Source organism: Amycolatopsis sp. NPDC003865, assembly GCF_053605345.1.
The window spans coordinates 314,138-338,825 of sequence record NZ_JBSGJA010000004.1 but is presented as its reverse complement, the minus strand read 5'-3'; the positions used below and the strand labels follow the sequence as shown (position 1 = coordinate 338,825).

Here is a 24,688-nt window from a genome sequence, read left to right as displayed (position 1 = left end):
GTTCTACCAATTTACTCCGACGCGGAAGCTTCCGATCGGCCGGGCTTGATGTCATCGGAATCCAAGAGCCCGCTCGGGTCGGCGACGAGACCTTCGCTGACCAGCGACAGCACCGGCAGGTGTCGGGTGCGCACGGTGGGCAGCGGCACCTTCGTGTCGTCCTTCAGCACCGCCTGCACGCGCGACTTCTTGGTGATCGCCAGGCCCTTCAGCGCCGACCACGGGACGTCGCGGTGGCCGAACATCGTGCGGGTCGCCAGGCCTTCGCGGGTCGCGATCGTGCGCGTCCGGATCACGAACACCGCGAGCGCGATCGGGAAGACGTAGAGCCACTGCAAGTACGGGATGTCCCCGAGCGCGACCGGCGTCACGCAGATCGTCAGGAGGGCGATCGCCATGAACGACGTGCGGGGGATGCGGAAGACGGCCTTCCGGCCTTCGTCCTGCTCTTTTTCGGCCACCCCGAAATGGTGCACCGCGGCGCGGACCGGCCCGGACCCGGGTCGGGCGGGTGTGACGCACGTCCACGATGCGGACACGTCATCCCGCAGAGTTGACACCTGAGAGACCTTCGGACTAGCGTCAGCGTCGTGACACCGCTGACCGGCCTCGTACTTCCCAAGCGCGTCGACGCTTAGGGAAGACTTTCCGCTGCGTCGACGCGCGAACCCTCGTGCGACCTTACGGTCGGCGAGGGTTTTTTGTTGCCCTAGGGAAGCAATTCCCCGCCCCACCGCACCGATAGAGCTCAAAAAAGACCCGAACGAGTGACACCGAGACCCACGAGGCAGAACCGATGACCAGTGCCACGTCGCGCAGCGACGCGAAACCCGGGCCGACGCCCGGAACGCCCGGAGCACGTCCGAAGCCGGCGCCACCGGCGGGAACCCCGGTGCGCGTCACCGGCGCGCAGTCCCTCGTGCGCTCGCTCGAGGCGGTCGGCGCCGAGGTGGTCTTCGGCATTCCGGGCGGCACCATCCTGCCCGCCTACGACCCGCTGCTGGACTCGACGAAGGTCCGCCACGTCCTGGTCCGCCACGAACAGGGCGCGGGGCACGCCGCCACCGGCTACGCGCAGGCGACCGGCAAGGTCGGCGTCTGCATGGCGACGTCCGGCCCGGGCGCGACCAACCTGGTCACGCCGCTGGCCGACGCGAACATGGACTCCGTCCCGGTCGTCGCCATCACCGGGCAGCAGTCCCGGGCGCTGATCGGCACGGACGCGTTCCAGGAAGCCGACATCTGCGGCATCACCATGCCGATCACCAAGCACAACTTCCTCGTCACCGACCCCGCGGACATCCCGCGGACGATCGCCGAGGCGTTCCACCTGGCGGCCACGGGCCGGCCCGGCCCGGTCCTGGTGGACATCCCCAAGGACGTGCTGCAGGAGATGACCTCGTTCTCCTGGCCGACGGAGCTGCGGCTGCCGGGCTACCGCCCCACGCTGCGCCCGCACGGCAAGCAGGTCCGCGAAGCCGCGAAGCTCATCGCGAAGTCGCGCCGCCCGGTGCTGTACGTCGGCGGCGGCGTCATCAAGGCGGAGGCGCACGAGCAGCTGAAGCAGCTCGCCGAGCTGACCGGCATCCCGGTCGTCACGACGCTGATGGCGCGCGGCGCGTTCCCCGACTCGCACCCGCAGCACCTCGGCATGCCGGGCATGCACGGCTCGGTCGCCGCGGTCGCTTCGATGCAGCGCGCGGACCTGCTGGTCGCGCTCGGCGCCCGGTTCGACGACCGGGTCACCGGCCAGCTGTCGTCGTTCGCGCCCGACGCCGCGATCGTGCACGCCGACATCGACCCGGCCGAGATCTCCAAGAACCGCAAGGCCGACGTCCCGATCGTGGGCGACTGCAAGGAGATCATCGGCGAGCTGATCTCCGCCGTCACCACGGAGTTCGAGCACGCCGGCAAGCCCGACCTCGCCGACTGGTGGACGCTGCTGGACGACTGGCGCAAGACCTACCCGGCCGGCTACGAGTGGCCGGACGACGGTTCGCTGTCACCGCAGTACGTCATCGAGCGGATCGGCGAGCTCGTCGGCCCGGACGCGGTGTACGCCGCCGGTGTCGGCCAGCACCAGATGTGGGCCGCGCAGTTCGTCAAGTACGAGAACCCGCGCACCTGGATCAACTCCGGCGGCCTCGGCACCATGGGCTTCGCCGTGCCGGCCGCGATGGGCGCGCAGTTCGGCGTCCCGGACACCCCGGTGTGGGCGATCGACGGCGACGGCTGCTTCCAGATGACCAACCAGGAGCTGGCCACCTGCGCCATCGAGGGCGCGCCGATCAAGGTCGCCGTCATCAACAACGGCAACCTGGGCATGGTCCGGCAGTGGCAGAACCTCTTCTACTCGGAGCGGTACTCCAACACCGACCTCGGCACGCACAAGCACCGCATCCCGGACTTCGTGCTGCTGGCCGAAGCGCTGGGCTGCGCGGGCCTGCGCTGCGAGACCAAGGAAGACGTCGACGCCACCATCCGCCGCGCGATGGAGATCAACGACCGCCCCGTCGTGATCGACTTCGTCGTGGGGAAGGATGCCCAGGTGTGGCCGATGGTCGCCGCGGGCACCGGCAACGACGAGATCATGGCGGTCCGGGGCATCCGGCCGCTGTTCGACGACGACGAGGTCTCGGTCGAGACGACCGAGGCTGCCGCGGAAGCCGCTGGAGAAGGTGAGCGCTGAGATGAGCGTCCACACGCTGAGTGTCCTGGTCGAGAACAAGCCCGGTGTGCTCGCGCGCGTGTCCGGCCTGTTCTCCCGCCGCGGGTTCAACATCGAGTCCCTCGCCGTCGGGCCCACGGAAAACCCCGAGGTGTCCCGCATGACGATCGTGGTCGCCGTGGAAGAGCTACCGCTCGAACAGGTGACGAAGCAGCTCAACAAGCTGGTCAACGTGATCAAGATCGTCGAGCTGGAGCAGTCGACCGCCGTGCAGCGCGAACTGCTGCTCGTGAAGGTTCGCGCCGACAACACCGTGCGCAGCCAGGTCCTCGAAACCGTCCAGCTCTTCCGGGCCAAGGTGGTGGACGTCTCTCCGGAGGCACTCACCGTCGAGGCCACCGGGACGTCCGACAAGATCGGTGCGTTGCTGCGGATGCTGGAGCCGTATGGCATCCGCGAACTCGTGCAGTCCGGCATGGTCGCGGTGGGTCGCGGCGCCCGTTCGATCACCGCCACATCACCGCGCTGAAGCAAGTAAGTCAGGAAAGGAAGCAGTACCCCCATGGCAGTGGAAATCTTCTACGACGACGACGCCGACCTCTCGATCATCCAGGGGCGCAAGGTCGCTGTCATCGGCTACGGCAGCCAGGGCCACGCCCACTCGCTGAGCCTGCGCGACTCCGGCGTCGACGTCCGCATCGGCCTGCCCGAGGGGTCCAAGTCGCGGGCGAAGGCCGAGGAACAGGGCCTGCGCGTGCTCACCCCGGCCGAGGCATCGGCCGAGGCCGACCTGATCATGATCCTGGCGCCGGACACCAAGCAGCGCTTCATCTACGAGCAGGACATCGCCCCGAACCTCAAGGACGGCGACGCCCTCTTCTTCGGGCACGGCTTCAACATCCGCTACGACCTGATCAAGCCGCCGGCAGGAGTCGACGTCGCCATGGTCGCCCCGAAGGGCCCGGGCCACCTGGTCCGCCGCCAGTTCGTCGACGGCAAGGGCGTCCCGGCGCTCATCGCCGTGGAGCAGGACGCCTCCGGCAACGCCCAGGCGCTCGCGCTCTCCTACGCGGCCGCCATCGGTGGTGCCCGCGCAGGCGTCATCAAGACGACGTTCACCGAGGAGACCGAGACCGACCTCTTCGGCGAGCAGGCCGTGCTCTGCGGTGGCGCGTCCGCGCTGGTGCAGACCGGGTTCGAGGTGCTCACCGAGGCCGGCTACGCCCCGGAGATCGCCTACTTCGAGGTGCTGCACGAGCTGAAGCTGATCGTCGACCTCATGTACGAGGGCGGCATCGCGCGTCAGCGCTACTCGATCTCCGACACCGCCGAGTACGGCGACCTGACCCGCGGCCCGCGCGTCATCTCGCCGGCGGTCAAGGAAGAGATGAAGAAGATCCTCGGCGAGATCCAGGACGGCACGTTCGCCCGCGAATGGGTCGCCGAGGACGAGGCCGGCCGGCCGAACTTCACCAAGCTCGAGGAGCAGGGCAACCAGCACCCGATCGAGGCGACCGGCAAGAAGCTGCGCGACCTGATGTCGTGGGTGGACCGGCCGATCACCGAGACCGCCTGAGCATTTTCGGCACGACGCTGAAGGGGACGCCCGCGAGGGGCGTCCCCTTCAGTGCGTTCGGTGGTCGTTTCGCTACGCTTGCGACATGAGTGAGCAGCCGGTCGACGACAAGGCGCACATCCGGCACCACCTCGACTTCACGAAGGCGGAGTGGATCCGGGCGGAGCCGGAGGGCGTCACCCTCGACGACTGCGTCGAGTACGCCTTCATCGAGCACACCGACGGCGTCACCTACACCGCCATGCGGCAGTCGGCGAAGCCGGACGGCGTCATCCTCGTCTTCACGCCGTCGGAGTGGGACGCGTTCGTCAAGGGCGTCCGCGACGGCGAGTTCGACCTGCCCGAGGACCTCGCGGAGGCTTAAAGCTTCGCCGCCAGGTCGGAGATCGTCCCGAGGTCGCCGGCGATGCCGAGGTGGTCGCCGTAGTCGCGCGACTCGACGACCAGGCCGTCGCGGATGCGCATGGCGAAGATGTTCGCGATCCGCACCGGGCGGCCGCCGTACTCGCCCTGGTAGGCGAACTCCGCGATCAGCACCTCGGGATCGGTGCCCTCGTAGGTGACCAGGTCGGTCGCCTCGAAGTCGACGCCCATCGCCGCGGCCTGCTTGAAGTGCGCGCGCAGCTCCTCGCGCGTCCGGACGACGGCCGAGCCCGGCTGGAACGGGTGGGTGACGTGCGTTTCTTCGGCGTACAGCTCCGCCAGTTCTTCGCCGCGCTTGTCCGAGACGCCGTAGACGAGCCGCTCGAACACCCCGCGCCGGCTCGCCGGGTAGCTCGACGTCCGTGGTCCGATCGGCGACAACTCGCGCGGGGGCGCCTGCTCGTACGCCTTCACCAGCTGGTCGACGCCGTCCCGGATCGCGGCCAGGCGCAGGTAGTCGTGGTAGTCGCGGGAATGGACGATCAGGCCGCCCGAGACGCGCAGCACCTGGATGTTGGCCGTCGACGTGGTCTTGCCGGTTTCGAGCGACTCGGCGTCGTAGTCGTATTCGGCGACGATCACCTCGGGGTCGGTCGTCTCGTGGACGACGACGTTCTTGCGCGTGAGCCGCAGTGTGCCGGCCAGGACGCCGGTGAACCGCTCGTGGACGGCGGCCCGGCCGGTGATGCGCGTCGGCCGCGGCACGGCCTGCGGGTGCTCGACGACGGTGTCCTCGGCGTAGAGCGCGGACAGGTCGGCGAAGCGCCCTTCGCTGATGCCGTCGGACAAGGCGGCGAAGACGTCGCGGGGTGTGGTCATGAATCCTCCCAGTGGGCAAAACGGAGTCTGTAGTCCGCCTAGTAAGATACGGACTACAGACTCCGGTTGTCTAGCGAAGGAGATCCCGCGCGGCCGGCTGCCCGCACACCTCCGCCCACGTCTCCGGGGTGCTGTCGAAGAGCGCGTCGCGCGCGTTGACGTCCGCGCCGTTTTCGACCAGCTCGCGGATGACGTCGAGGTGCCCGGACTGCGCGGCCAGGTGCAGGGCCGTGGCGCCCTCGCCGTGGTTCGGGCCGCCGAACGTGCCCGCGTGGTTCACGTCGGCGCCGAGGTCCAGGAGCGTCCGGACGGCGGCGAGCCTGCCCTGTGCCGCCGCCCACGCCAGCGCCGTGCCGCGGTAGACGTCGGCGTTCACGTCGGCGCCCCGCGCGACCAGCAGCCGCAGTGCTTCGACGCGGTCGTTGCGCGCGGCCCACGACAGGGCTTCGTTCTTGACTTCGGCGGGGTCGTCCGCCGGCTGCCAGGCCGGGAACCCGCTGTGCGGGCGGTAGAAACCGCGGTGCGCGCCGGGGTCGCCCGAGGTCAGGAGCTCGTCGATGAACGCGGTGTCGCCGAGCCCGGCCGCGACGCGCAGGTTGCCCGGCGCCCGGCTGTGCTTCGCGAGCGTCTCCGCCGCTTCGCGGTGCCCCCAGAACAGGGCGACGACCAGGGGAGTGCCGCCGTCCCCGCGGGCCGGGACGTCGACCGGGGCACCCGCTTCGAGCAGCATGTCCAGCAGCAGCGGCAGGTTGCTGTAGGCGGCCTGGTGCAGGGGCGTCCAGCCGTGGACGTTGCCGCGTGCCGGGTCGGCGCCGTGGTCGAGCAGGAGGCGGCTGAGCCGCTCGTCGCACGTCGCGCCGGCCATGCCGAGCAGGTCGTTGCCGTTGGTGCCGCGGGCGGTGACGAGCCCCGGGAACTCGTCCAGGAGCTTCCCGAGGCCTTCGAGGTCGCGCGCTTCGACCGCCCGGTACGCGCGGGCGAACGGCTCCCCGCTGTCCACAAGCGACTTGACGTGCGTGCGGAGTGCTTTCCAGGAAACGAATCCGTGTTCCCGGGCGACGACCGCGCGGGCGCCGTCGCGGGTGAGGGGTTGTGCCCAGCGGTCGAACGGCTCGCGCGCGCCGGGCGTTTCGTCTTCGGCCGAAGCGAGCAGGCCGAGCGCGCGCCCGGCGTAGTACTCGACGTCCTGGTGGTACGGGTGCTGCAGGGTTTCGCCGTGCTCGGCAACGCGCCGCAGGTACGCCTGGAGCTTCGGCCAGCTCGGGAAACCGTGGTCGCGGGCGATCCGGAACTGCGCTTCGGAGAGTTTGACGCCCTCGGCGCGCGCGAGTTCTTTCGCGCGCTTGCGGAGCTGTTCGAGGTTGAGTCCACCGGGCACCGTCGTGCCTCCTTTCCTCGTCGCCCGTGGTCCGCCGGCACCGGGCAGGAAAGAAGGTGCGGAACAGGTGGTGCGGTGCTGCGGGGGTGGGCTCGGCCCTTTCCGCGGACGGGACGCGGCCCCGGCCGCGCCCCGCCAGCGTACCCCGGTCAGGGCAGCAGCTCGGCCAGCCTGCGGTAGGACTCGGCCGTGCGGGCCAGTACCTGGACGCAGACGTGGTCGGCGCCCGCGTCGAGGTGCGCGCGGATCCGGTCCGCCACCGCCTGTTCCCCGGTCGCGACGACGGCGTCGACCAGGCGGTCGCTGCCGCCGTCGGCGAGGTCGGCGTCGGTGAAGCCGAGCCGGCGCAGGTTCGCCTGGTGGTGCGGGGCCTGCCGGACGTACAGGTCGGCGTGCTCCCGGGCCGCGTCCCGGGCGGCCGGGTCGAGCACCACGGCCTGCTCGACGGCGAGGTACTTGCCCGGCCCGAGCCGTTCGCGCGCCATCGCCGTGTGCTCCGGCGGGACGAAGTACGGGTGGGCACCGTCGGCGCGTTCGGCCGCCAGGTCCAGCAGTCCCGGGCCCAGCGCGGCCAGTACTCGCCGCGGCCGGGGCGATGGCTGGGGCAGGCCCGGCAGCTCGGCCGTGTCCATCCCGTCGAGGTACTCGCGCAACGCCGTCAGCGGCCGCGCGCCCGGCCGGTGCCCGCCCAGCCCGGCGACGAACCGGCCCGGGTAGGCCTCGCCCAGCGCCCGGATCGCGCCTTCCGCCGCGAGCGGGGACCGCTGGTCGAACCGCGCCACCCCGGTGGCGACGGTCAGCTCCGACGTCGCCGCCAGCAGCAGCGCCGCCTGCGTGAACGCTTCCCGGCCGGCGAACTCGCCGAACCAGATCGCGGCGAAGCCGAGTTCCTCCACCTCGGCGGCCGTTTCGCGCAGCTCGGCGATCGGTGCGCCGTCGAAGAACCGCCAGATCCCCACGCTCATCCGAGCACCTCCGGGGCCAGCTCGACCAGGACGTCCACAGTGGACTCGAAGGTGGGCGCGGACGGCGTCAGCAGCACGTGGTCCGCGCCCGCGTCCCGGAGTTCCCCGACCCGTTTCGCGATGGTCGCCGCGTCACCCCACAGGACGAGGTCGTCGACGAACTCGTCGCTCGGCCCGGCGATGTCGGTTTCGGTGTAGCCGAGCCGTTTCCAGCCCGCCAGGTAGACGGTGACGGAGTACTCCCGCGACTGCGCCACCCGGCGCCGCACGCTCTCGCGAGCGTCTTCGCGGCTGCCGAGCAGCACGGTCTGCTGCGGGACCAGCAGCTTGTCCGGCCCGAGGATCCTTCGCGCGTACGGCGTGTGCGAGACGGGCTGGGCGAACGGGTGCGCGCCGTCGGCGTGGTCGCGCGACAGCTCCAGCATCCGCGGCCCGACCGCGGCCAGCACGCGCGGAAACGCGACCGGAGAAGGACTTTCGGCCGCCGCGGTGTCCATTTCGGACAGGTAGGCGCGCATCCGGTCGATCGGCCGGTAGTCCTCGCCGAGCTTCGCCGCCTGGAACGCGTGCCCGACGCCGACGCCGAGCACGAACCGGCCCGGGTGGGCCTGGGCGAGCGTCGCCCCGCCCTTGTACGCGGTCGTCCCGCGCCGCAGCCACGTGTTCGCGATGCCGGTGCCGAGCACGACGTCCGGCACGGTGGCGAGGAGGTCGCCGAAGTGGGCGAACACCTCGCGGGTGCCGGGTCCTTCGCCGCTCCACACCGAGCCGTAGCCGGCTTCGGCGAGCCGGCGGGTGGCCGCGCGTTCGACGTCCGGCGGTGGTTGCAGGGGCGCGCTCGGCAGCCAGGCGCCGATCGCGCCGAGCCGGGCCCGCGTGTCTTCGATCAGGGTCATCCTCGTTCCCTCCAGTAATGTGAGGCTGCCTCCGGTTAATATACGGAGGCGGCCTCCGATTGGCTACCCGGTAGGGTCGGAAGGGCGATGACCGAAGTCAAGCCGATGCGCGCGGACGCCCGCCGCAACTACGAGCGCCTCCTCGAAGAGGCGCAGCGAGCCTTCGCCGAGCACGGCGTCGAGGCGTCGCTGGAAGACATCGCGCGCCGCGCCGGGGTCGGCATCGGCACGCTCTACCGGCACTTCCCGACGCGCGACGCCCTGCTCGAGACGCTGCTGCGCGCCCGGTTCGACGCCCGGGCCGAGCGGGCGCGCGAACTGCTCACCCACCCGGAGCCGCTGACCGCGCTGCAGGCCTGGCTCGCGGAGCTGGGCGACGCCACCGGCACGTTCCGGGGCCTGGTGGAGTTGACCGCCGAAGCGCTCAGCGACGAATCGTCCCGGTTGTACGCGTCGTGCCACGCTATGCGTGAGGCCGGTTCCCATCTAGTGGAACGTGCGAAGCAGGCCGGCGAGCTGCGCCGGGACGTCACGACGAACGAGCTCCTTCTGTTGCTGCACGCGGCATCCTGGGCGGGCGGGCACCTGCCCGGCCCCGGGGGCATGCAGCGCCTCCTGGCTCTTGTTTTCGAGGGATTACGGGTGAGTTAACACCGTGGGAAGCCAGGGGGGCGTCCTGCGGGTTAAACTCCGCTCGACCGGGGCACAACGGCGTGCTGAGACCCGTCTGTCGACACAGAGCGTCCTGGAAATGACCAGATAGTGGGAGCCGCATCGTGAGCAAGCCCAATAAGCCCGTCGTCCTCATCGCGGAGAAGCTCGCCCCCTCCGTGCTGAGCGTCTTCGGTGACGAGGTGGAGGTCCGGCACGTCGACGGCACGGACCGGTCCGCGCTGCTCGAGGCGGTGAAGAGCGCCGACGCGCTGCTGGTGCGCTCCGCCACGAAGGTCGACGCCGAGGTCCTCGGCGCCACGACGCAGCTGAAGGTCGTCGCCCGCGCCGGCGTCGGCCTGGACAACGTCGAGGTGCCCGCCGCCACCGAGCGCGGGGTCCTGGTCGTCAACGCGCCGACGTCGAACATCGTCTCCGCCGCCGAGCACGCCGTCGCGCTGCTGCTGGCGGTCGCGCGCCGCGTCCCGGCCGCCGACCAGAGCCTGCGCGGCGGGGAGTGGAAGCGCAGCTCGTTCTCGGGTGTGGAGCTGCAGGGCAAGACGATCGGTGTCGTCGGCCTCGGCAAGATCGGCCAGCTGTTCGCCCAGCGCCTCGCCGCGTTCGACACGAAGATCATCGCCTACGACCCCTACGTCTCGGCCGCGCGCGCGGGCCAGCTCGGCATCGAGCTCGTCACCCTCGACGAGCTGCTGTCGCGGGCCGACGCCATCTCCATCCACCTGCCGAAGACGCCGGAGACCAAGGGCCTCATCGACGCCGAGGCGCTGAAGAAGACCAAGCCGGGCGTCATCATCGTCAACGCCGCCCGCGGCGGGCTGATCGTCGAGCAGGACCTGGCCGACGCGCTGCGCTCGGGTCACGTCGGCGGCGCCGGCATCGACGTCTTCGTCACCGAGCCGACCACGTCCAGCCCGCTGTTCGAGCTGGAGAACGTCGTCGTGACCCCGCACCTGGGCGCGTCCACGGCCGAGGCGCAGGACCGCGCGGGCACCGACGTGGCGAAGTCCGTGCTGCTGGCGCTGCGCGGCGACTTCGTGCCGGACGCGGTGAACGTCACCGGCGGCGGCGCGGTCGGCGAGCACGTCCGCCCGTACCTGTCGCTGACCCAGAAGCTCGGTCAGCTGCTCACCGCCCTGAACCCGAAGGCGCCGACGTCGGTGACCGTGCAGGTCAAGGGCGAGATCTCGAACGAGGACACCGGCGTGCTGCAGCTGGCGGCGCTGCGCGGGGTGTTCACCGGCGTGGTCGAGGACCAGGTCACGTTCGTCAACGCGCCGCAGCTGGCGGAGAAGCTGGGCGTGCAGGTCGAGCTGGAGACCGAGTCGGAGAGCCCGAAGTTCCGCAGCCTGGTCACGGTGCGCGCGGTGCACGCGGACGGCCAGGTGCTGACGGTGTCCGGTTCGGTCACCGGCAAGGACGAGGTCGAGAAGCTGGTGGAGGTCAACGGCCGCGGGTTCGACCTGCGTGCCGAGGGCACGGTCCTGCTGGTCGAGTACGGCGACCGCCCGGGCGTGATGGGCCGCGTCGGCACGCTGCTCGGCGAGGCGGGCATCAACATCGAGGCCGCGCAGATCAGCCAGACCACCGACGGCTCCGACGCGGTGATGCTGCTGCGCGTCGACCGCCACATCGACGCGCACCTGCTGGAGCCGATCGGCGCTTCGGTCGGGGCGCACACGATCCGTGCGGTCGACTTCAACTGACGTAACTCTTTCGAAGGCCCCTCGTCACTCGACGGGGGGCCTTCCAGCGCAATCACATTCACATAACGGAGTCCTTTGCCTACGTAAGTAGGTGTTTTGGGGCATTAAGTTCTCCCCGCGAGGTTGAACCACGCGTCGTCGAGGGCACGGCGCTGTGCCGCGCTTCACCGTCGGGGGTGCCAGGAGCGGCAGGCAGGTTCGGGTCCAGACCTCGAGTAAGGGGCCGACTGATGAGCAGATCCCGCTTACCCGCTCGCGCCACGACGGCGTTCTTCGCCGTGGTGCTGGCCGCCGCGCTGGGGGCGCCGGCCGCGAGCGCGGCGGACGCTCCGCTCGCCGACGGGGTGGCGCCGGCGAAGATCGACGACGCCAAGCTGCAGGGCAAGGTTTCGCCCCGGCTCGGCGCCGCGCAGGGCCGCGTCACCGCGTTCGTCGAGCTGGCCAAGAAGCCCGCCGTCGACGCGTTCACGTCCGCGCAGCCCCAGGGCAAGGAGGCCGCCAAGCGCGCCGCCCGGGTCGCCAAGGACGACACCGCCGCGGCGGTGAACTCGGTGCTGGGCCAGCTGCGCTCGGCCGACGCGAAGCCGCAGGTCGTCACCCAGACCGCCAACGCCGTCCCCGGCGTGGTCGTCACGGCCGACGCCGCGAAGCTGCGGGACGTCGCCAAGCGCGCGGACGTCGTCTCGGTGCGCACGGTCGTGCCGAAGACCCGCACCAACGCCAGCGCCGAGCAGCTGACCAACACGCTCGCCGCGTGGCAGCAGACCGGCAAGTTCGGCGACGGCGTCCGCGTCGGCGTCATCGACGACGGCATCGACTACACCCACGCCGACTTCGGCGGCCCGGGCACCAAGGCCGCCTACAACGGTGTCGACCGCACCAAGCCGACCCCGCTCTTCCCGAGCGCCAAGGTCGTCGGCGGCACGGACCTCGTCGGCGACGACTACGACGCCGCGACCCCGGGCAAGACCACCCCGGCGCCGGACCCGAACCCGCTCGCCTGCGGGGAGCACGGCACGCACGTCGCCGGCACCATCGGCGGCTTCGGTGTCACGGCGGACGGCAAGACCTTCAGGGGCGACTACAAGAAGCTGGACGCCAAGAAGGTCGACGCGATGCAGATCGGCCCGGGCACGGCGCCGAAGTCGCTGCTCTACGCCATCAAGGTGTTCGGCTGCGCCGGTTCGACGAACGTCACCTCGCAGGCCCTGGACTGGGCCCTCGACCCGGACGGCGACGGCGACTTCACCGACCACCTCGACGTCGTCAACCTCTCGCTGGGCTCCGACTTCGGCGCCCCGGACGACCCGGACTCGCTGTTCGTCCGCAAGCTCGCCGCGAACAACGTCCTCCCGGTGATCTCCGCGGGCAACGGCGGCGACATCAACGACATCGCCGGCTCGCCGGGCAACACCCCCGAGGCGCTCACCGTCGCCAGCACGCGCGACGCGGGCATCCTGCGCGACGCCGCCGAGGTCAAGGCGCCCACGACGGCCGCGGGCCAGAAGACCGGGCAGTACAGCCAGAACTACACCGGCTACGACACGCTCGACCTGACCGCTCCGGTCGTCGCGCTGTCGGCGGCGAACGCCGCGGGCTGCGCGCCGTACTCCGCCGCGGACAAGGCGAAGGCGGCGGGCAAGTTCGTCTTCCTGGAGTGGGACGACAACGACTCGACCCGTGCCTGCGGTTCGGCCGCGCGCGCGAACAACGCGCAGGCGGCCGGGGCCAAGGGCGCGCTGCTTTCGTCCACTTTGGAGCACTTCAGCGCGGGGATCGCGGGCAACGCGGCGATCCCGATGTTCCAGTTCACCGGTTCCGCGACCAAGACGCTGCGCGCGGCGCTGACCGCGGGCACGTTGCAGGTCCGGCTCTACGGCGCCGGGCGCGCCTCGATCCAGACCTACGACAAGACGATCGTGGACACCCCGAGCTCGTTCACCTCGCGCGGCACCCGCGGCCCGGCGGTCAAGCCGGACGTCGCCGCGCCGGGTGACACGATCACCTCGGCGTTCCGCGGCAGCGGCAACGGCCGGACCGTCCTTTCGGGCACGTCGATGGCGGCCCCGCACACCGCGGGCATCACGGCGCTGGTCCGCCAGTCCCACCCGGACTGGTCGGTCGAGGAGGTCAAGGCGTCGGTCATCGACACCGCCGGCCACGACGTCTCCGACGGCGCGGGCCACACCTACGCGCCGCAGCGCGTCGGCAGCGGCCGGATCGACGCCAAGGCGGCGCTGGACAACCAGGTGCTCGCCTACGTCGTCGACGACCCGGGCGCGGTGAGCGTCAGCTTCGGCACGGTCGAGGCCCCCGGGCCGGTGACGCTGTCGAAGACGATCAAGCTCGTCAACAAGGGCGTCACGCCGGCCGAGTACTCGGTGGCCTACCAGGCGGTCACCGCGCTGCCGGGCGTCGAGTACACAGTGGACAAGCCGACGGTGAAGCTGACCCCGCGTGGCACCGCCAAGGTCAAGGTGACGCTGAAGATCACCGACCCGAAGGCGCTGCGCAAGGTCATGGACCCGACCATGGCGGCCACCCAGGCCGGCCTGGCCCGGCAGTTCGTCGCCGATGCCTCCGGTCGCGTCGCCTTCACGCCGGTGAGCGGGGCGAAGGTGCCGCTGCGGGTTTCGGTCTACTCCGCGCCGAAGCCGGTGTCGACGATTTCGACGCCGCAGTCGGTGAAGTTCGCCCCCGAAGCCACCCAGGCCGTGCTCAACCTGACCGGCAAGGGCGTCGACCAGGGGAGCGGCGCGCAGCGCTACCGCTCGCTGATCAGCGTGCTCGAGCTGCAGGCGGAGTCCCCGCAGCTGCCCGAGTGCGACGCGGACGTGGTCACCGACTGCACGGTGAACAAGACCGCGAAGGGCGGCGACCTCCGCTACATCGGCGCGGCGTCCACCGCGCCGCTGGCAAAGGAGCAGGGTGAGCCGGAGAACGCGATCCTCGCGTTCGGCCTGTCCACCTGGGGCGACTGGGCGAACATCGGCAGCAACACCTCGCCGTTCGTCGACATCGACACCACCGGGGACGGGACGCCGGACTTCGAGACCTACGTGACCAAGGCGACGTCCACGGACGTGCTGCTGGCCGTCACGGTCGCGCTGACCCCGGGCTTCCCGCAGGTGGACGTCCAGGCCGTCAACGGGCAGCTCGGCGACGTGGACACCAACGTGTTCGACACGAACGTGGTCACGCTGCCGGTTTCCCTGTCCGCGCTGGGCATCGACGCGAACGCCGAGTCCCACCGCATCTCCTACACCGTGGGCGTGAGCGGTTTCTACGTCGCGCCGGGCACGACGAACGGGCTGATCGACTACGTCGGCACGCCGCTTTCGTTCGACGCGCTGGCGCCGGGCTATTCGGTGCAGGGTGGCGGCGACGCCGCGCTGGGCTACGTCGCGAAGCCGGGGACGGCGCTGGTCGTCAACCGGAACGCGGCGTCGGCCGCGGCCGACAACGCACTCGGGCTGCTCGCCATCGAGCACCACAACGCCGCGGGCAACCGGGCGAACGTGGTCAAGGTGGATTCAGCCCAGGGCGCCCGGCCGGGCAACGACCGTCAGCCGATCGGGGCCGGTCGTCGCTAGGTCGTGACAAGATCGATCCATGCAGCATCAGGGGCGTCTCCGGTGGGTATCCACCGGGGGCGCCCCTGCCCGTATTCACCCGATTGGGTGTCTCACCCTGCGGGAGGATGCGGCATAAGGGTGGTGCGGCTACGGCCGTTTGTCTACGGCCGGTAACCTTCCGGCTGCTGGCGTTTTGTTGCGGTGGGCCATCGGTGCGGCCGGTGGTCCGGTCGACGGAGGTGTGTGGATGCGGCTCGCGGTGATCCCAGGAGACGGGATCGGGCCCGAGGTGGTCTCCGAGGCGCTGAAGGTGCTCGGCGAGGTAGTACCGACGGCGGAGATCACGAACTACGACCTCGGCGCCGCGCGGTGGCACGCGACCGGTGAGCTGCTCCCGGAGTCGGTGCTCGGCGAACTCCGCCAGCACGACGCGATCCTGCTGGGCGCGGTCGGCGACCCGACGGTGCCGAGCGGCATCCTCGAGCGCGGCCTGCTGCTGCGCCTGCGGTTCGAGATGGACCACCACGTCAACCTGCGCCCGGCGCGGCTGTACCCGGGTGTCCGGGGCCCGCTGGCCGACGCCGGCGACGTCGACATGGTCGTCGTGCGCGAAGGGACCGAAGGCCCGTACGCGGGTACCGGTGGCCTGCTGCGCAAGGACACCGAGCACGAGATCGCGACGGAGGTCAGCGTCAACACGGCGTTCGGCATCCGCCGCGTGGTCGCGGACGCGTTCAACCGCGCCGAGGCCCGCCCGCGCAAGCACCTGACGCTGGTGCACAAGACCAACGTGCTCGAGTACGCGGGTTCGCTGTGGTCGCGGATCGTCGAAGAGGTCTCGCTGGAGCACCCCGAGGTGACGGTCGCCTACTCCCACGTGGACGCGGCGACGATCCACCTGGTGACCGACCCGTCCCGGTTCGACGTGATCGTGACGGACAACCTGTTCGGCGACATCATCACGGACCTCGCGGCCGCGGTGACCGGTGGCATCGGGCTCGCGGCGAGCGGGAACCTGGACATCACGCGCCGGAACCCGAGCATGTTCGAGCCGGTCCACGGGTCGGCGCCGGACATCGCCGGGCAGGGGCTGGCCGACCCGACGGCCGCGGTGCTGTCGGTTTCGCTGCTGCTGGACCACCTGGGTCAGAAGGAGGCCGCGCGGCGGATCGAGGCGTCCGTGGCCTTCGACCTCGCCACGCGGGACCAGTCTTCGCCCGGGGCCACCACGGCCATCGGGGACCGGTTGGCGGCTCTGGTGTCGTCGAACGTCCGCACCGCGGGCTGAGTTTCCGGCTTCGGGAGGCCCCGCACTTCGGTGCGGGGCCTTTCGTTTGCCGGGGCTTTCGTGCGGGCTTTCGCGTGCGGGGCCTCTCGGACGCCGGGCTCTCGGGCCCCGGGTCCCCTGGGGTCCCGGCAAAGTCCGATCGGCGCGGCCGGTCCGGCGGCCGGCAACGTCATGAACGAGTCGTTCACCTCGCCAGACGCGGTGAACGGGTCGTTCACGACCTCCGGGTCGGCTCTGGTCGGCCGTGCGGACCCGACTATGCCGCAGCCCGGCCAGGGAGCGGTGGGGCGTTCCCGGATGGTGGGAGCTTGACCCAGTTTGTGGACTTCCCGCGAACCCCTGTGGCATGATGCGACCGTGACCAGCTTCGCGATCATTATCGACGAGCGCGCCGGACGATAGCTCCACAAGAGCCCCCGGCGCGCAACCTCTCGCACCCATGCGGGAGGTTTTTTTGTTGCCACGAAACGATTGGGAGAAGACCGTGACCCGCCAGGAGCCCGCCGATACCCCGCTCGGCGATGCCTTCCACCTCTACGACACCACCCTGCGCGACGGTGCGCAGCGAGAGGGCATCTCCTACTCCGTCCAGGACAAGCTCGCCGTCGCGCGGCTGCTGGACGAGCTCGGCGTCGGGTTCATCGAAGGTGGCTGGCCCGGGGCGCTCCCCAAGGACACGGAGTTCTTCGCCCGCGCCGCGAAAGGCGAACTGAAGCTGAAGCACGCCGCGCTGGTCGCGTTCGGCGCCACGCGCAAGGCCGGCACCACCGCCGACGCCGATCCGCAGGTGCGGGCCCTCCTCGACAGCGAAGCGCCGGTCATCACCCTCGTCGCCAAGTCCGACCTGCGGCACATCGAGCGCGCCCTGCGCGTCGACGTCGACGAGGCCTGCGCGATGGTCCGGGACACCGTCGCTTTCCTGACGAAAGAGGGCCGCCGCGTCTTCCTCGACGCCGAGCACTTCTTCGACGGCTACGCCTTCTCGCCCGAGACGTCGCTCAAGGTCCTCGACGCCGCCGCCCACGCGGGCGCCGACGTCCTCGTCCTCTGCGACACCAACGGCGGCCAGCTCCCGCTCGGGCTCGCCGAGACCGTCCGGGACATCAGGGAAAAAACCGGGTTCCGCCTCGGAATCCATTGCCAGGATGACACTTCCTGCGCCGTGGCGAACTCCGTCGCCGCGGTGCAGGCCGGCGCGACGCACGTCCAGTGCACCGCCAACGGTTACGGCGAACGGGCCGGCAACGCCGACCTGTTCGCCGTGACAGGGAACCTCGTGACCAAGCTCGGCATGGACGTCCTCCCGACCGGAGGAGCGGCCGAGCTGACCCGGGTCTCCCATGCCCTTGCCGAAATCGCCAACCTCGCCCCCTACACCCACCAGGCTTACGTAGGGGCGTCGGCCTTCGCCCACAAGGCGGGACTGCACGCGAGCGCGATCAAGGTGGATCCGTTGCTGTACAACCACATCGATCCGTCTTCCGTCGGCAACGACATGCGGGTGCTGGTCACCGAGATGGCCGGCAGGGCCAGCCTCGAGCTCAAGGGACGTGAGCTCGGGGTCGACCTTGCCGGCCGGCCCGAGGCGCTGACGAGCGCCATCACCAAGGTCAAGCGCCTCGAATCCGAAGGCTGGTCCTTCGAGGCCGCCGACGCCTCCCTGGAACTGCTGCTGCGCCAGGAGGCCGACGAACCGGCCGAAGCGCCGTTCGAGCTCGAGTCCTACCGCGTGGTCCTCGACCACCGCGCCGACGCCGAGGTCGTGTCCGAAGCCACGGTCAAGGTGCACGTCGGCGGCCAGCGCGTCATCGCCACCGCCGAGGGCATCGGCCCGGTGCACGCCCTCGACGCCGCCCTGCGGAAGGCGCTCTCCCCGCACCTGTCCTGGTTGGACAGTGTGGAGCTCGCCGACTACAAGGTGCGCATCCTGCAGGGCCACCCGGGCACCGACGCGGTGACGCGCGTGCTGGTCGAGAGCACCGACGGCGAACGTGAATGGACCACCGTCGGCGTGCACGGCAACATCGTCGAGGCCAGCTGGCTGGCCCTGTGCGACGCGCTCGTCCACAAGAGCACCACCGTGGCCCCGGTCACCGCGCGAGCGGAAGTAGACTGACCACGTGCGCCTAGCCCGTATTGCTCATCCCGGTGGTGTCGCGTTCGCTTCGGTCGAAGGGGACGGTGACGACGCCCAGGTCCTGGAAATCGCCGAGCACCCGTTCGGCCAGCCCAACTTCACCGGCAAGCGGTGGCCGCTGGCCGACGTCCGGCTGCTCGCGCCGATCCTGCCGTCCAAGGTGATCGCCGTCGGCCGCAACTACGCCAAGCACGCGGCCGAGTTCGGCAACGAGGTGCCCAGCGCCCCGATGCTGTTCCTCAAGCCGTCCACCACGGTCGTCGGCCCGAACGCGCCGATCCGCCGTCCGTCGAACGTCGGCCGGGTCGACTTCGAGGGCGAGCTGGCCATCGTCATCGGCCAGCCGGTGAAGAACGTGCCCGCCGCCCGCGCGGCCAGCGCGATCCTCGGCTACACGATCGCCAACGACGTCAGCGCCCGCGAGCTGCAGAAGTCCGACGGCCAGTGGGGCCGCGCCAAGGGCTTCGACACGTTCTGCCCGCTCGGCCCGTGGATCGAGACCTCGATCGACGCGTCCGACCTCTCGCTCAAGGCTTCGGTGGACGGCGAACTGAAGCAGGACGGCCGCACGTCCGACCTCGTCCACAAGATCCCCGAGCTGGTCGAGTTCGTCTCCGGCGTGATGACGCTGCTGCCCGGCGACGTCATCCTGACCGGCACCCCCGAGGGCGTCGGCCCGATCGAGGGTGGCCAGAGCGTCTCGATCACCATCGAAGGCATCGGCACCCTGACCAACCCGGTCGAGAACGTCTAATTCCTGGCCGCCGGCTCCATCGGCCGCCGGGCGAACGCCGGAGCGTGCTCCGGCCGCAGCCCCAGGCCGAGGAGCCGGGCCGGGAAGTACGACAGCCGCGGGAAGCGCGCGAACACCTTGATCATCGGCAGCGGCGGGCCGTTGCGCTTGCCGCTCATCACCCCGCGCACGACCGTGCGGTGCATCAGGCGCTGCAGCCCCTGCACCATCAGCGTCGGCGCGAGCCTGCGCGAGCGCACCTTCGCCAGTTCGGCCTGCGTCGGGCGGCCCCGGCGCAGCGGCTCGGCCAGCAGCGTCGCCGCCGCGACCGCGTCCTGGACCGCCAGGTTGATGCCGACGCCGCCGATCGGCGACATCGCGTGCGCCGCGTCGCCGATGCAGAGCAGCCCGTCGACGTGCCACTTGCGCAGCAGGTTGAGCCGCACGTCCAGGAACTTGACGTCGTCCATCGTCTTCAGTTCGCCGACGCGGTCGTGGAACTCGGGGCAGATCTGCGTCACGTTCTCGCGGAACGCCTCGATGCCGTGGGCGCGCAGGTCTTCGCCCTTCGGCGCGAGGTAGGCGACCTGGTAGAAGTCCGGCCGGGGGAGCGGCACCGCGAACCGGCGGTCGCGCATCTTCGGCAGCAGCATGCCGCCTTCCTCGCCCGCACCGCGCGAGAGCCGGAACCACCAGACGTCGAACGGGCAGTCGTACTCGTGCGGCACCAGACCGGCTTCGCGGCGGGCCAGCGACCACCGGCCGTCGGCGGCGATCACCAGGTCGGCGCGGATTTCGCCGGTCTCGCCCGCCGTCGTGCGGTAGGTGACGCCCGCGACCCGGCCGTGCTCGCGGACCAGGCCGGTGCACTCGGTCTCCATGCGCTGGACGAACGTCGGCTCCTTGCGGGCGCTTTCGGCCAGCAGGTCGAGGAAGTCCCACTGCGGCACCATCGCGATGTACGGGTGGGGGACCTTCAGCCGGGTGAAGTCGGCCAGCTTCATCAGCTCGCCGTCCTCCTGCGGGAACCCCGCCGAACGCAGCTCGCTGTGCGGCAGCGCGTGGAACTTCTCGCCCAGGCCCAGCTCGTCGAGCAGCGTGAGCGTGGACGGGTGGACCGTGTCCCCGCGGAAGTCCCGCAGGAAGTCGGCGTGCTTCTCCAGCACCGTCACCTCGACGCCGGCCCGCGCCAGCAGGAGTCCCGTGACCATCCCGGCCGGCCCGCCACCGATGACGACGCAGCCCGTGCGCTCGGTCATCTCGACCATCTCCCCATCTATTCATCGCTTGTTGAATAACTCGAGGATGCCCCGGGCCGGTCCCCGGCGTCAAGCGTTGTGGCGACGGATACGCTGATCGGGCTATGAGTGAGACATCGGTGGTTCGCGCGCGCTTCTGTCCTTCGCCGACCGGCACCCCGCACGTCGGGCTGATCCGCACGGCGCTGTTCAACTGGGCCTTCGCCCGGCACAACCAGGGCCAACTGGTGTTCCGGATCGAAGACACCGACGCCGCGCGCGACTCGCAGGAGTCCTACGAACAGCTTCTCGACGCCCTGCGCTGGCTGGGCATCGACTGGGACGAGGGTCCCGAGGCCGGCGGCGAGTACGGGCCGTACCGCCAGAGCGAGCGCCGTGCGATCTACGCCGACGTCGCCGCGAAGCTCCTCGAGGCGGGGGAGCTGTACGAGGCCTTCTCGACCAACGAAGAGGTCGAGGCCCGGCGCAAGGCGGCCGGCCTGGACCCGAAGCTGGGCTACGACAACTTCGACCGCGACCTCACCGCCGAGCAGATCGCCGCCTACCGCGCCGAGGGCCGCGCGCCGGTGCTGCGCCTGCGCATGCCCGACACCGACCTCGGCTGGACCGACCTCGTGCGCGGCGAGATCACGTTCCCGGCGAACACGATCCCGGACCCGGTGCTCGTGCGCGCCAACGGCGAGCCGCTGTACACGCTGACCAACCCGGTCGACGACGCGCTGATGAAGATCACGCACGTGCTGCGCGGCGAGGACCTGCTGCCCTCGACGCCCCGTCAGCTCGCGCTCTACGCGGCGCTGGAGCGCATCGGCGTGGCGGAGTTCACGCCGCGGTTCGGCCACCTGCCCTACGTCATGGGCGAGGGCAACAAGAAACTGTCCAAACGCGACCCTTCGTCGAACCTCTTCAACTACCGCGACCGCGGCTTCATCCGCGAGGGCCTGCTCAACTACCTGGCCCTGCTCGGCTGGTCGATCGCCGACGACCGCGACGTCTTCAGCGTCGAGGAGATGATCGCCGCCTTCGACGTCACCAAGGTCAGCGCCAACCCGGCGCGCTTCGACCTCAAGAAGGCCGAAGCGATCAACGGCACCCACGTGCGGGCCCTGCCGGCGGCCGAGTTCGTCGCGCGCGTCACGCCGTACCTCGTCACCGCGGGTGTCCTTCCGGAATCGCCGGGCGAGCAGCAGCTGGCCCGGTTGACCGCGATCGCGCCGCTGGTGCAGGAACGCGTCACGGTGCTTTCGGACGCGGCGCCGATGGTGCGGTTCCTGTTCGCCGACGAGGACGCTTTCGCGCCGGAGGAAGACGCGGCGGCGAAGAACCTCGGCGAAGCCGCGCAGCCGGTGCTCACCGCGGCGGTCTCCGCGCTCGAGGCGCTGCCGGAGTGGGAGACGGAAGCCATCGAGGAGGCGCTCAAAGGTGCCCTTGTGGACGGTCTGGGTCTCAAGCCCCGCAAGGCTTTCGCGCCGGTTCGCGTCGCCATCACCGGCCGGACGGTTTCTCCTCCGCTGTACGAATCGATGGAACTGCTCGGCCGCGACGTCTCACTGGGACGTCTTCGTCGCGCTTTGGTCGGATAACCGAAAGAAGACGGTTCGCCAACTGGGAGTAGAACCGGTGCGCCGGAACAGGCGATCGGCAATCACCTCTTTGGCAGCGTCGCGAACGCTGCGGTTGCCCTAGCCTCACTGGGTGGATTTCGCCCTGGCACCCCGGACCCCGTCGCGAACCGCCCCCACCGAGGCGGCGCCCGAGCCCTGGGCGCCGCCTCGGCTGCGCTTGGTGTGCCTCGACATCGACGACACCTTGATCGACTGCACGGCCGCGATCCGCCGCAGCCTCCACATCCTGACCGGCCGGGGTGACCTCTGGCCGTTGTGGGACCTGATCACCGAGGAGCACGTCGCCCTCGTCGTCGCCGGCGAACTCGACTACGCGACGATGCACCAGCGCCGTACCGACTGCTTCCTCGCCGAGATCGGCATTCTCGCCGACGCCGAGCAGGTGAGCTCGTTCGAGCGGCGCCGAAGAGAGCTGCTCGACCACTCGTGGCAGCTGTTCGGTGACGTCCTCGACTGTCTGGAGTGGCTGCGCGCGGCCGGCCTGATGCTGGCCGCCGTGACGAACGCCTCAGGCGTCCACCAGCGCAAGAAAATCGCCGACCTGGGGCTGGCGCCGTTCTTCGACCACGTGGCGATCGCCGGCGAGCTGGGCGTGGCGAAACCCGATCCGGTGATGTTCCACACGGTCTGCCTCGGCCTGGACTGCGCGCCCGCGCAGGCGGTCCACGTCGGGGACAAGCTGGACACGGACGCGATCGGCGCCCGCGACGCGGGGCTGGGAGCGGTCTGGCTCGACCGCGACGGCGTCGGCGAGCGGGCCCCCGAGGGCGTCCACCGCGTCACGGGGCTCGCGGAGCTGCCTGAGCTGCTGGTTTCGGAGTACGCGACGATCGGCGTCCCCGTCCAGCGGGTGAGTGGGACCCCCGCTTTCACGGTGCGGAACGGCGTGCTCTAGTATTTCTCCTCGTGCGGTGCTGAACCGGCCAGGCTGGCTCGGTACCTCACTGGGGTATGGTGTAATTGGCAGCACGACTGGTTCTGGTCCAGTTAGTCTAGGTTCGAGTCCTGGTACCCCAGCTGCGGAGAGTGACCCCCCTGCGGAGCGAGAAATCGCCTCTGGTAAGTTCTCTCCAGCAAGAAAAACAGAAAAGCCCCTGGGAAACCAGGGAAAGATCCTAAGCCCCCGTCGTCTAGCGGCCTAGGACGCCGGCCTCTCACGCCGGTAGCGTGGGTTCGAATCCCATCGGGGGTACTCAGAAGCCCGTCTGACCCAGGTCAGGCGGGTTTTTTGGTGTGCTGGGAGAGTGCGCGCCGGAGATCCGATGTCCGCCGCCGATGCGGTATTCCGCGTTCACCAGCTCGAGCAGCTCGGCCACCGATGTGTCCGCGGACGCCCGGTCGAACGTGATTTCCCCGTGCTGCAACAGGTTCACCCGGTCGCAGACGTCGACCACCTGGCCGTAGTTGTGGGCGATCAGGATGATCGCGATGTCGCCGCGCTGCTTCAACTCCCGCAGCAGGCGCAGGATCACCGCGCTCTCCTTGGCGCCCATCGCGGCGAGCGGCTCGTCGAGCAGCAGCAGCTTCGCGTTCGAATACACCGACCGGGCCACCGCGATCGCCTGGCGCTGGCCGCCCGACAGCATGCCCACCTCGGTGGTCACCGACGGGATCGAAATGCCGATCGAGTCCAGCGCCTCCCGCGCCCGGCGCTTCATCTCGCGCCGCCGCAGGAACGGCAGCGGGCGGTGCGTCAGCTCGCGGTTGAGGTGCAGGTTCAGGTAGACGGGCAGGTCGTCGACCATCGCGAGGTCCTGGAACACCGTCTCGATGCCCAGCGACCGCGCGTGCACCACGGACTTCAGCGTGACCGGCTCGCCCTCGAACAGCAGCTGCCCGCCGTCGGGCTGGTGGTAGCCGGTGAGGATCTTGATCAGCGTCGACTTGCCGGCGCCGTTGTCCCCGATGAGCCCGAGGATTTCCCCGCGCCCGACGTGCAGGGAGATGTCGGTGAGCGCGGCGACCGGGCCGAAGCTCTTGCTGATGCCCTCGGCACGGATGACGTCGGTCATGCGGCCTCCCGGGAGCCGACGCGCTTGCGCACCACGATCAGCGTCACGTTCAGCACCATCGCGCCCAGGATCGCGGCGCCGAGCACCACGTTGAACGCGTTCGCGCTGACCCCGGTCAGGTTGAAGCCGTCGAACACGATGCCCAGCAGCAGCGCGCCCAGGAACGCGCCGGCCACCGTGCCCGAGCCGCCGAGCAGCGCCGTGCCGCCGATCACGGCCGAGGCCACCGCGAAGAACATCGTGGTGAACCCGCCGTTCGTCGGGTCGTACGAGCCGACTCGGGTGCCCTGCAGGATCCCGGCGAGCCCGGCCAGCGTGCTGGTGACCGCGAAGTTGACCACCTTCACGCGGTTGACCGGGATGCCGGATTCCGCCGCGCCGACCGGGTTGCCGCCGGTGGCCTGGGTGTGAATGCCGAACCGGGTCGCCGAGAGCACCACCTGCATCACGACGACCACACCGAGCGCCCACAGGAACTCGGTCCAGCGGGCGCCGCCGAACACCTCGAGCAGCCCGCTGTCCTTCGGCGCCCCGACCGGCCGGGCGTTGGAGATGATGAGCACCAGGCCCTGCAACAGGAACGCCATGCCGAGCGTGGTGATGAACGAGGGAATGGTGAGCACGGTCCGGATCAGCCCGTTCACCACGCCGATCACCGCGCTCAGCGCGATCGCGGCGAGCAGCGCGAGCCACAGTGGCCAGCCGTTGACGGAGAACTGCATCAGCAGGAACGGGGACAGGGTGAACACGAAGCCGGCGGACAGGTCGATCTCGCCGCAGATCAGCAGCATCACCTGCCCGGCGGCGATGATCGCCCACGGCGCCACGTACTGCGCGATCGTCTGGTAGTTGTCCGCGGAGTTGAACGCGTCGGTCGTCGCCGTGAAGTAGATCCCGGCGGCGATCGTCACCAGCAGGATGCTCAGTTCCTTGACCCGCATCACGCCGAGCAGCATCGG

At 70.3% G+C, this 24,688-nt stretch carries 20 protein-coding genes and 2 tRNA genes; 14 read left to right on the top strand and 8 right to left on the bottom strand.

The window, feature by feature from the left end; all coding sequences use genetic code 11:
- Window positions 1-11: 11 nt before the first annotated feature.
- Window positions 12-461: a PH domain-containing protein gene (locus ACWEVP_RS13150; protein WP_452062762.1), complete on the bottom strand. Its 450-nt coding sequence runs from the start codon at window positions 459-461 to the stop codon at window positions 12-14.
- Window positions 462-796: 335 nt separating this feature from the next.
- Between ACWEVP_RS13150 and ACWEVP_RS13145 the strand changes: the two genes are divergently transcribed.
- The 4 genes from ACWEVP_RS13145 to ACWEVP_RS13130 all read left to right on the top strand — a co-directional run bounded on the left by ACWEVP_RS13145 (window position 797) and on the right by ACWEVP_RS13130 (window position 4,608).
- The gene (locus tag ACWEVP_RS13145) at window positions 797-2,689 is read left to right on the top strand and encodes an acetolactate synthase large subunit (protein WP_452062761.1); all 1,893 of its coding nucleotides are present in this window, start codon (window positions 797-799) and stop codon (window positions 2,687-2,689) included.
- A gap of 1 nt (window position 2,690) precedes the next feature.
- Window positions 2,691-3,197 (top strand): acetolactate synthase small subunit, encoded by a 507-nt coding sequence (ilvN, locus tag ACWEVP_RS13140; RefSeq protein WP_003080760.1) that lies wholly within the window; start codon window positions 2,691-2,693, stop codon window positions 3,195-3,197.
- A 33-nt stretch (window positions 3,198-3,230) separates the two neighbouring features.
- Window positions 3,231-4,244: a ketol-acid reductoisomerase gene (gene ilvC, locus ACWEVP_RS13135; protein WP_361091039.1), complete on the top strand. Its 1,014-nt coding sequence runs from the start codon at window positions 3,231-3,233 to the stop codon at window positions 4,242-4,244.
- Between the two features lie 85 nt (window positions 4,245-4,329).
- Complete coding sequence (locus tag ACWEVP_RS13130) at window positions 4,330-4,608, top strand: DUF397 domain-containing protein (RefSeq protein WP_086670329.1); 279 nt, start codon at window positions 4,330-4,332, stop codon at window positions 4,606-4,608.
- Here ACWEVP_RS13130 and ACWEVP_RS13125 read toward each other — a convergent pair.
- The 4 genes from ACWEVP_RS13125 to ACWEVP_RS13110 form a co-directional block, all read right to left on the bottom strand.
- Window positions 4,605-5,486, bottom strand: a complete 882-nt coding sequence (locus ACWEVP_RS13125) for a nuclear transport factor 2 family protein (protein WP_452062760.1) — start codon at window positions 5,484-5,486, stop codon at window positions 4,605-4,607. The genes ACWEVP_RS13130 and ACWEVP_RS13125 overlap by 4 nt on opposite strands.
- 70 nt (window positions 5,487-5,556) lie before the next feature.
- Window positions 5,557-6,864 carry an ankyrin repeat domain-containing protein gene (locus ACWEVP_RS13120; RefSeq protein WP_452062759.1) on the bottom strand — a complete coding sequence of 436 codons (1,308 nt, stop codon included), beginning with the start codon at window positions 6,862-6,864 and terminating at the stop codon, window positions 5,557-5,559.
- A 149-nt stretch (window positions 6,865-7,013) separates the two neighbouring features.
- Window positions 7,014-7,829, bottom strand: a complete 816-nt coding sequence (locus ACWEVP_RS13115) for a TIGR03620 family F420-dependent LLM class oxidoreductase (RefSeq protein WP_452062758.1) — start codon at window positions 7,827-7,829, stop codon at window positions 7,014-7,016.
- The gene (locus ACWEVP_RS13110) at window positions 7,826-8,725 is read right to left on the bottom strand and encodes a TIGR03620 family F420-dependent LLM class oxidoreductase (protein WP_452062757.1); all 900 of its coding nucleotides are present in this window, start codon (window positions 8,723-8,725) and stop codon (window positions 7,826-7,828) included. Before ACWEVP_RS13110 ends, ACWEVP_RS13115 begins: the two co-directional genes overlap by 4 nt.
- An 87-nt stretch (window positions 8,726-8,812) precedes the next feature.
- On the opposite strand from ACWEVP_RS13110, the gene ACWEVP_RS13105 reads away from it, so the two are divergent.
- The 6 genes from ACWEVP_RS13105 (at window position 8,813) to ACWEVP_RS13080 (ending at window position 18,854) form a co-directional block, all read left to right on the top strand.
- Complete coding sequence (locus tag ACWEVP_RS13105; protein ID WP_452062756.1) at window positions 8,813-9,376, top strand: TetR/AcrR family transcriptional regulator; 564 nt, start codon at window positions 8,813-8,815, stop codon at window positions 9,374-9,376.
- Between the two features lie 125 nt (window positions 9,377-9,501).
- Complete coding sequence (gene serA / locus ACWEVP_RS13100; protein ID WP_452062755.1) at window positions 9,502-11,100, top strand: phosphoglycerate dehydrogenase; 1,599 nt, start codon at window positions 9,502-9,504, stop codon at window positions 11,098-11,100.
- 230 nt (window positions 11,101-11,330) lie between these two features.
- The gene (locus ACWEVP_RS13095) at window positions 11,331-14,693 is read left to right on the top strand and encodes a S8 family serine peptidase (protein ID WP_452062754.1); all 3,363 of its coding nucleotides are present in this window, start codon (window positions 11,331-11,333) and stop codon (window positions 14,691-14,693) included.
- A 229-nt stretch (window positions 14,694-14,922) separates the two neighbouring features.
- Window positions 14,923-15,963: a 3-isopropylmalate dehydrogenase gene (locus ACWEVP_RS13090; RefSeq protein WP_372671818.1), complete on the top strand. Its 1,041-nt coding sequence runs from the start codon at window positions 14,923-14,925 to the stop codon at window positions 15,961-15,963.
- 484 nt (window positions 15,964-16,447) lie between these two features.
- Entirely contained in the window at window positions 16,448-18,079 is a 1,632-nt protein-coding gene (gene cimA / locus ACWEVP_RS13085; protein ID WP_452062753.1) for a citramalate synthase, read from the top strand.
- 4 nt (window positions 18,080-18,083) lie between these two features.
- Window positions 18,084-18,854: a fumarylacetoacetate hydrolase family protein gene (locus tag ACWEVP_RS13080; RefSeq protein WP_452062752.1), complete on the top strand. Its 771-nt coding sequence runs from the start codon at window positions 18,084-18,086 to the stop codon at window positions 18,852-18,854.
- Here the strand turns inward: ACWEVP_RS13080 and ACWEVP_RS13075 are convergent.
- On the bottom strand, window positions 18,851-20,101 hold the full coding sequence (locus tag ACWEVP_RS13075) for an FAD-dependent oxidoreductase (protein WP_452062751.1): 1,251 nt from the start codon (window positions 20,099-20,101) through the stop codon (window positions 18,851-18,853). The two genes, ACWEVP_RS13080 and ACWEVP_RS13075, sit on opposite strands and share 4 nt — an antisense overlap.
- Window positions 20,102-20,196: 95 nt before the next feature.
- On the opposite strand from ACWEVP_RS13075, the gene gltX reads away from it, so the two are divergent.
- The 4 genes from gltX (at window position 20,197) to ACWEVP_RS13055 (ending at window position 22,909) form a co-directional block, all read left to right on the top strand.
- On the top strand, window positions 20,197-21,675 hold the full coding sequence (gene gltX, locus ACWEVP_RS13070) for a glutamate--tRNA ligase (protein ID WP_452062750.1): 1,479 nt from the start codon (window positions 20,197-20,199) through the stop codon (window positions 21,673-21,675).
- Between the two features lie 112 nt (window positions 21,676-21,787).
- A complete protein-coding gene (locus ACWEVP_RS13065; protein ID WP_452062749.1) occupies window positions 21,788-22,612 on the top strand; it encodes an HAD family hydrolase in 825 nt (274 codons plus the stop codon).
- 50 nt (window positions 22,613-22,662) lie between these two features.
- Window positions 22,663-22,734, top strand: a tRNA-Gln gene (locus ACWEVP_RS13060).
- Window positions 22,735-22,836: 102 nt separating this feature from the next.
- A tRNA-Glu gene (locus ACWEVP_RS13055) sits at window positions 22,837-22,909 on the top strand.
- 1 nt (window position 22,910) lies between these two features.
- Here the strand turns inward: ACWEVP_RS13055 and ACWEVP_RS13050 are convergent.
- The gene (locus tag ACWEVP_RS13050; protein ID WP_452062748.1) at window positions 22,911-23,729 is read right to left on the bottom strand and encodes an ATP-binding cassette domain-containing protein; all 819 of its coding nucleotides are present in this window, start codon (window positions 23,727-23,729) and stop codon (window positions 22,911-22,913) included.
- Window positions 23,726-24,685, bottom strand: a complete 960-nt coding sequence (locus ACWEVP_RS13045) for an ABC transporter permease (protein ID WP_452062942.1) — start codon at window positions 24,683-24,685, stop codon at window positions 23,726-23,728. Before ACWEVP_RS13045 ends, ACWEVP_RS13050 begins: the two co-directional genes overlap by 4 nt.
- Window positions 24,686-24,688 lie beyond the last annotated feature (3 nt).

What these genes read in the sequence shown, in the direction of transcription:
- ACWEVP_RS13145 (WP_452062761.1), top strand. Translation starts at nt 797, where the DNA reads ATGACCAGTGCCACGTCGCGCAGCGACGCGAAACCCGGGCCGACGCCC.
- ilvN (WP_003080760.1), top strand. Translation starts at nt 2,691, where the DNA reads ATGAGCGTCCACACGCTGAGTGTCCTGGTCGAGAACAAGCCCGGTGTG.
- ilvC (WP_361091039.1), top strand. Translation starts at nt 3,231, where the DNA reads ATGGCAGTGGAAATCTTCTACGACGACGACGCCGACCTCTCGATCATC.
- ACWEVP_RS13130 (WP_086670329.1), top strand. Translation starts at nt 4,330, where the DNA reads ATGAGTGAGCAGCCGGTCGACGACAAGGCGCACATCCGGCACCACCTC.
- ACWEVP_RS13125 (WP_452062760.1), bottom strand. Translation starts at nt 5,486, where the DNA reads ATGACCACACCCCGCGACGTCTTCGCCGCCTTGTCCGACGGCATCAGC.
- ACWEVP_RS13115 (WP_452062758.1), bottom strand. Translation starts at nt 7,829, where the DNA reads ATGAGCGTGGGGATCTGGCGGTTCTTCGACGGCGCACCGATCGCCGAG.
- ACWEVP_RS13110 (WP_452062757.1), bottom strand. Translation starts at nt 8,725, where the DNA reads ATGACCCTGATCGAAGACACGCGGGCCCGGCTCGGCGCGATCGGCGCC.
- ACWEVP_RS13105 (WP_452062756.1), top strand. Translation starts at nt 8,813, where the DNA reads ATGACCGAAGTCAAGCCGATGCGCGCGGACGCCCGCCGCAACTACGAG.
- ACWEVP_RS13095 (WP_452062754.1), top strand. Translation starts at nt 11,331, where the DNA reads ATGAGCAGATCCCGCTTACCCGCTCGCGCCACGACGGCGTTCTTCGCC.
- ACWEVP_RS13090 (WP_372671818.1), top strand. Translation starts at nt 14,923, where the DNA reads ATGCGGCTCGCGGTGATCCCAGGAGACGGGATCGGGCCCGAGGTGGTC.
- ACWEVP_RS13075 (WP_452062751.1), bottom strand. Translation starts at nt 20,101, where the DNA reads ATGGTCGAGATGACCGAGCGCACGGGCTGCGTCGTCATCGGTGGCGGG.
- gltX (WP_452062750.1), top strand. Translation starts at nt 20,197, where the DNA reads ATGAGTGAGACATCGGTGGTTCGCGCGCGCTTCTGTCCTTCGCCGACC.
- ACWEVP_RS13050 (WP_452062748.1), bottom strand. Translation starts at nt 23,729, where the DNA reads ATGACCGACGTCATCCGTGCCGAGGGCATCAGCAAGAGCTTCGGCCCG.
- ACWEVP_RS13045 (WP_452062942.1), bottom strand. Translation starts at nt 24,685, where the DNA reads ATGCTGCTCGGCGTGATGCGGGTCAAGGAACTGAGCATCCTGCTGGTG.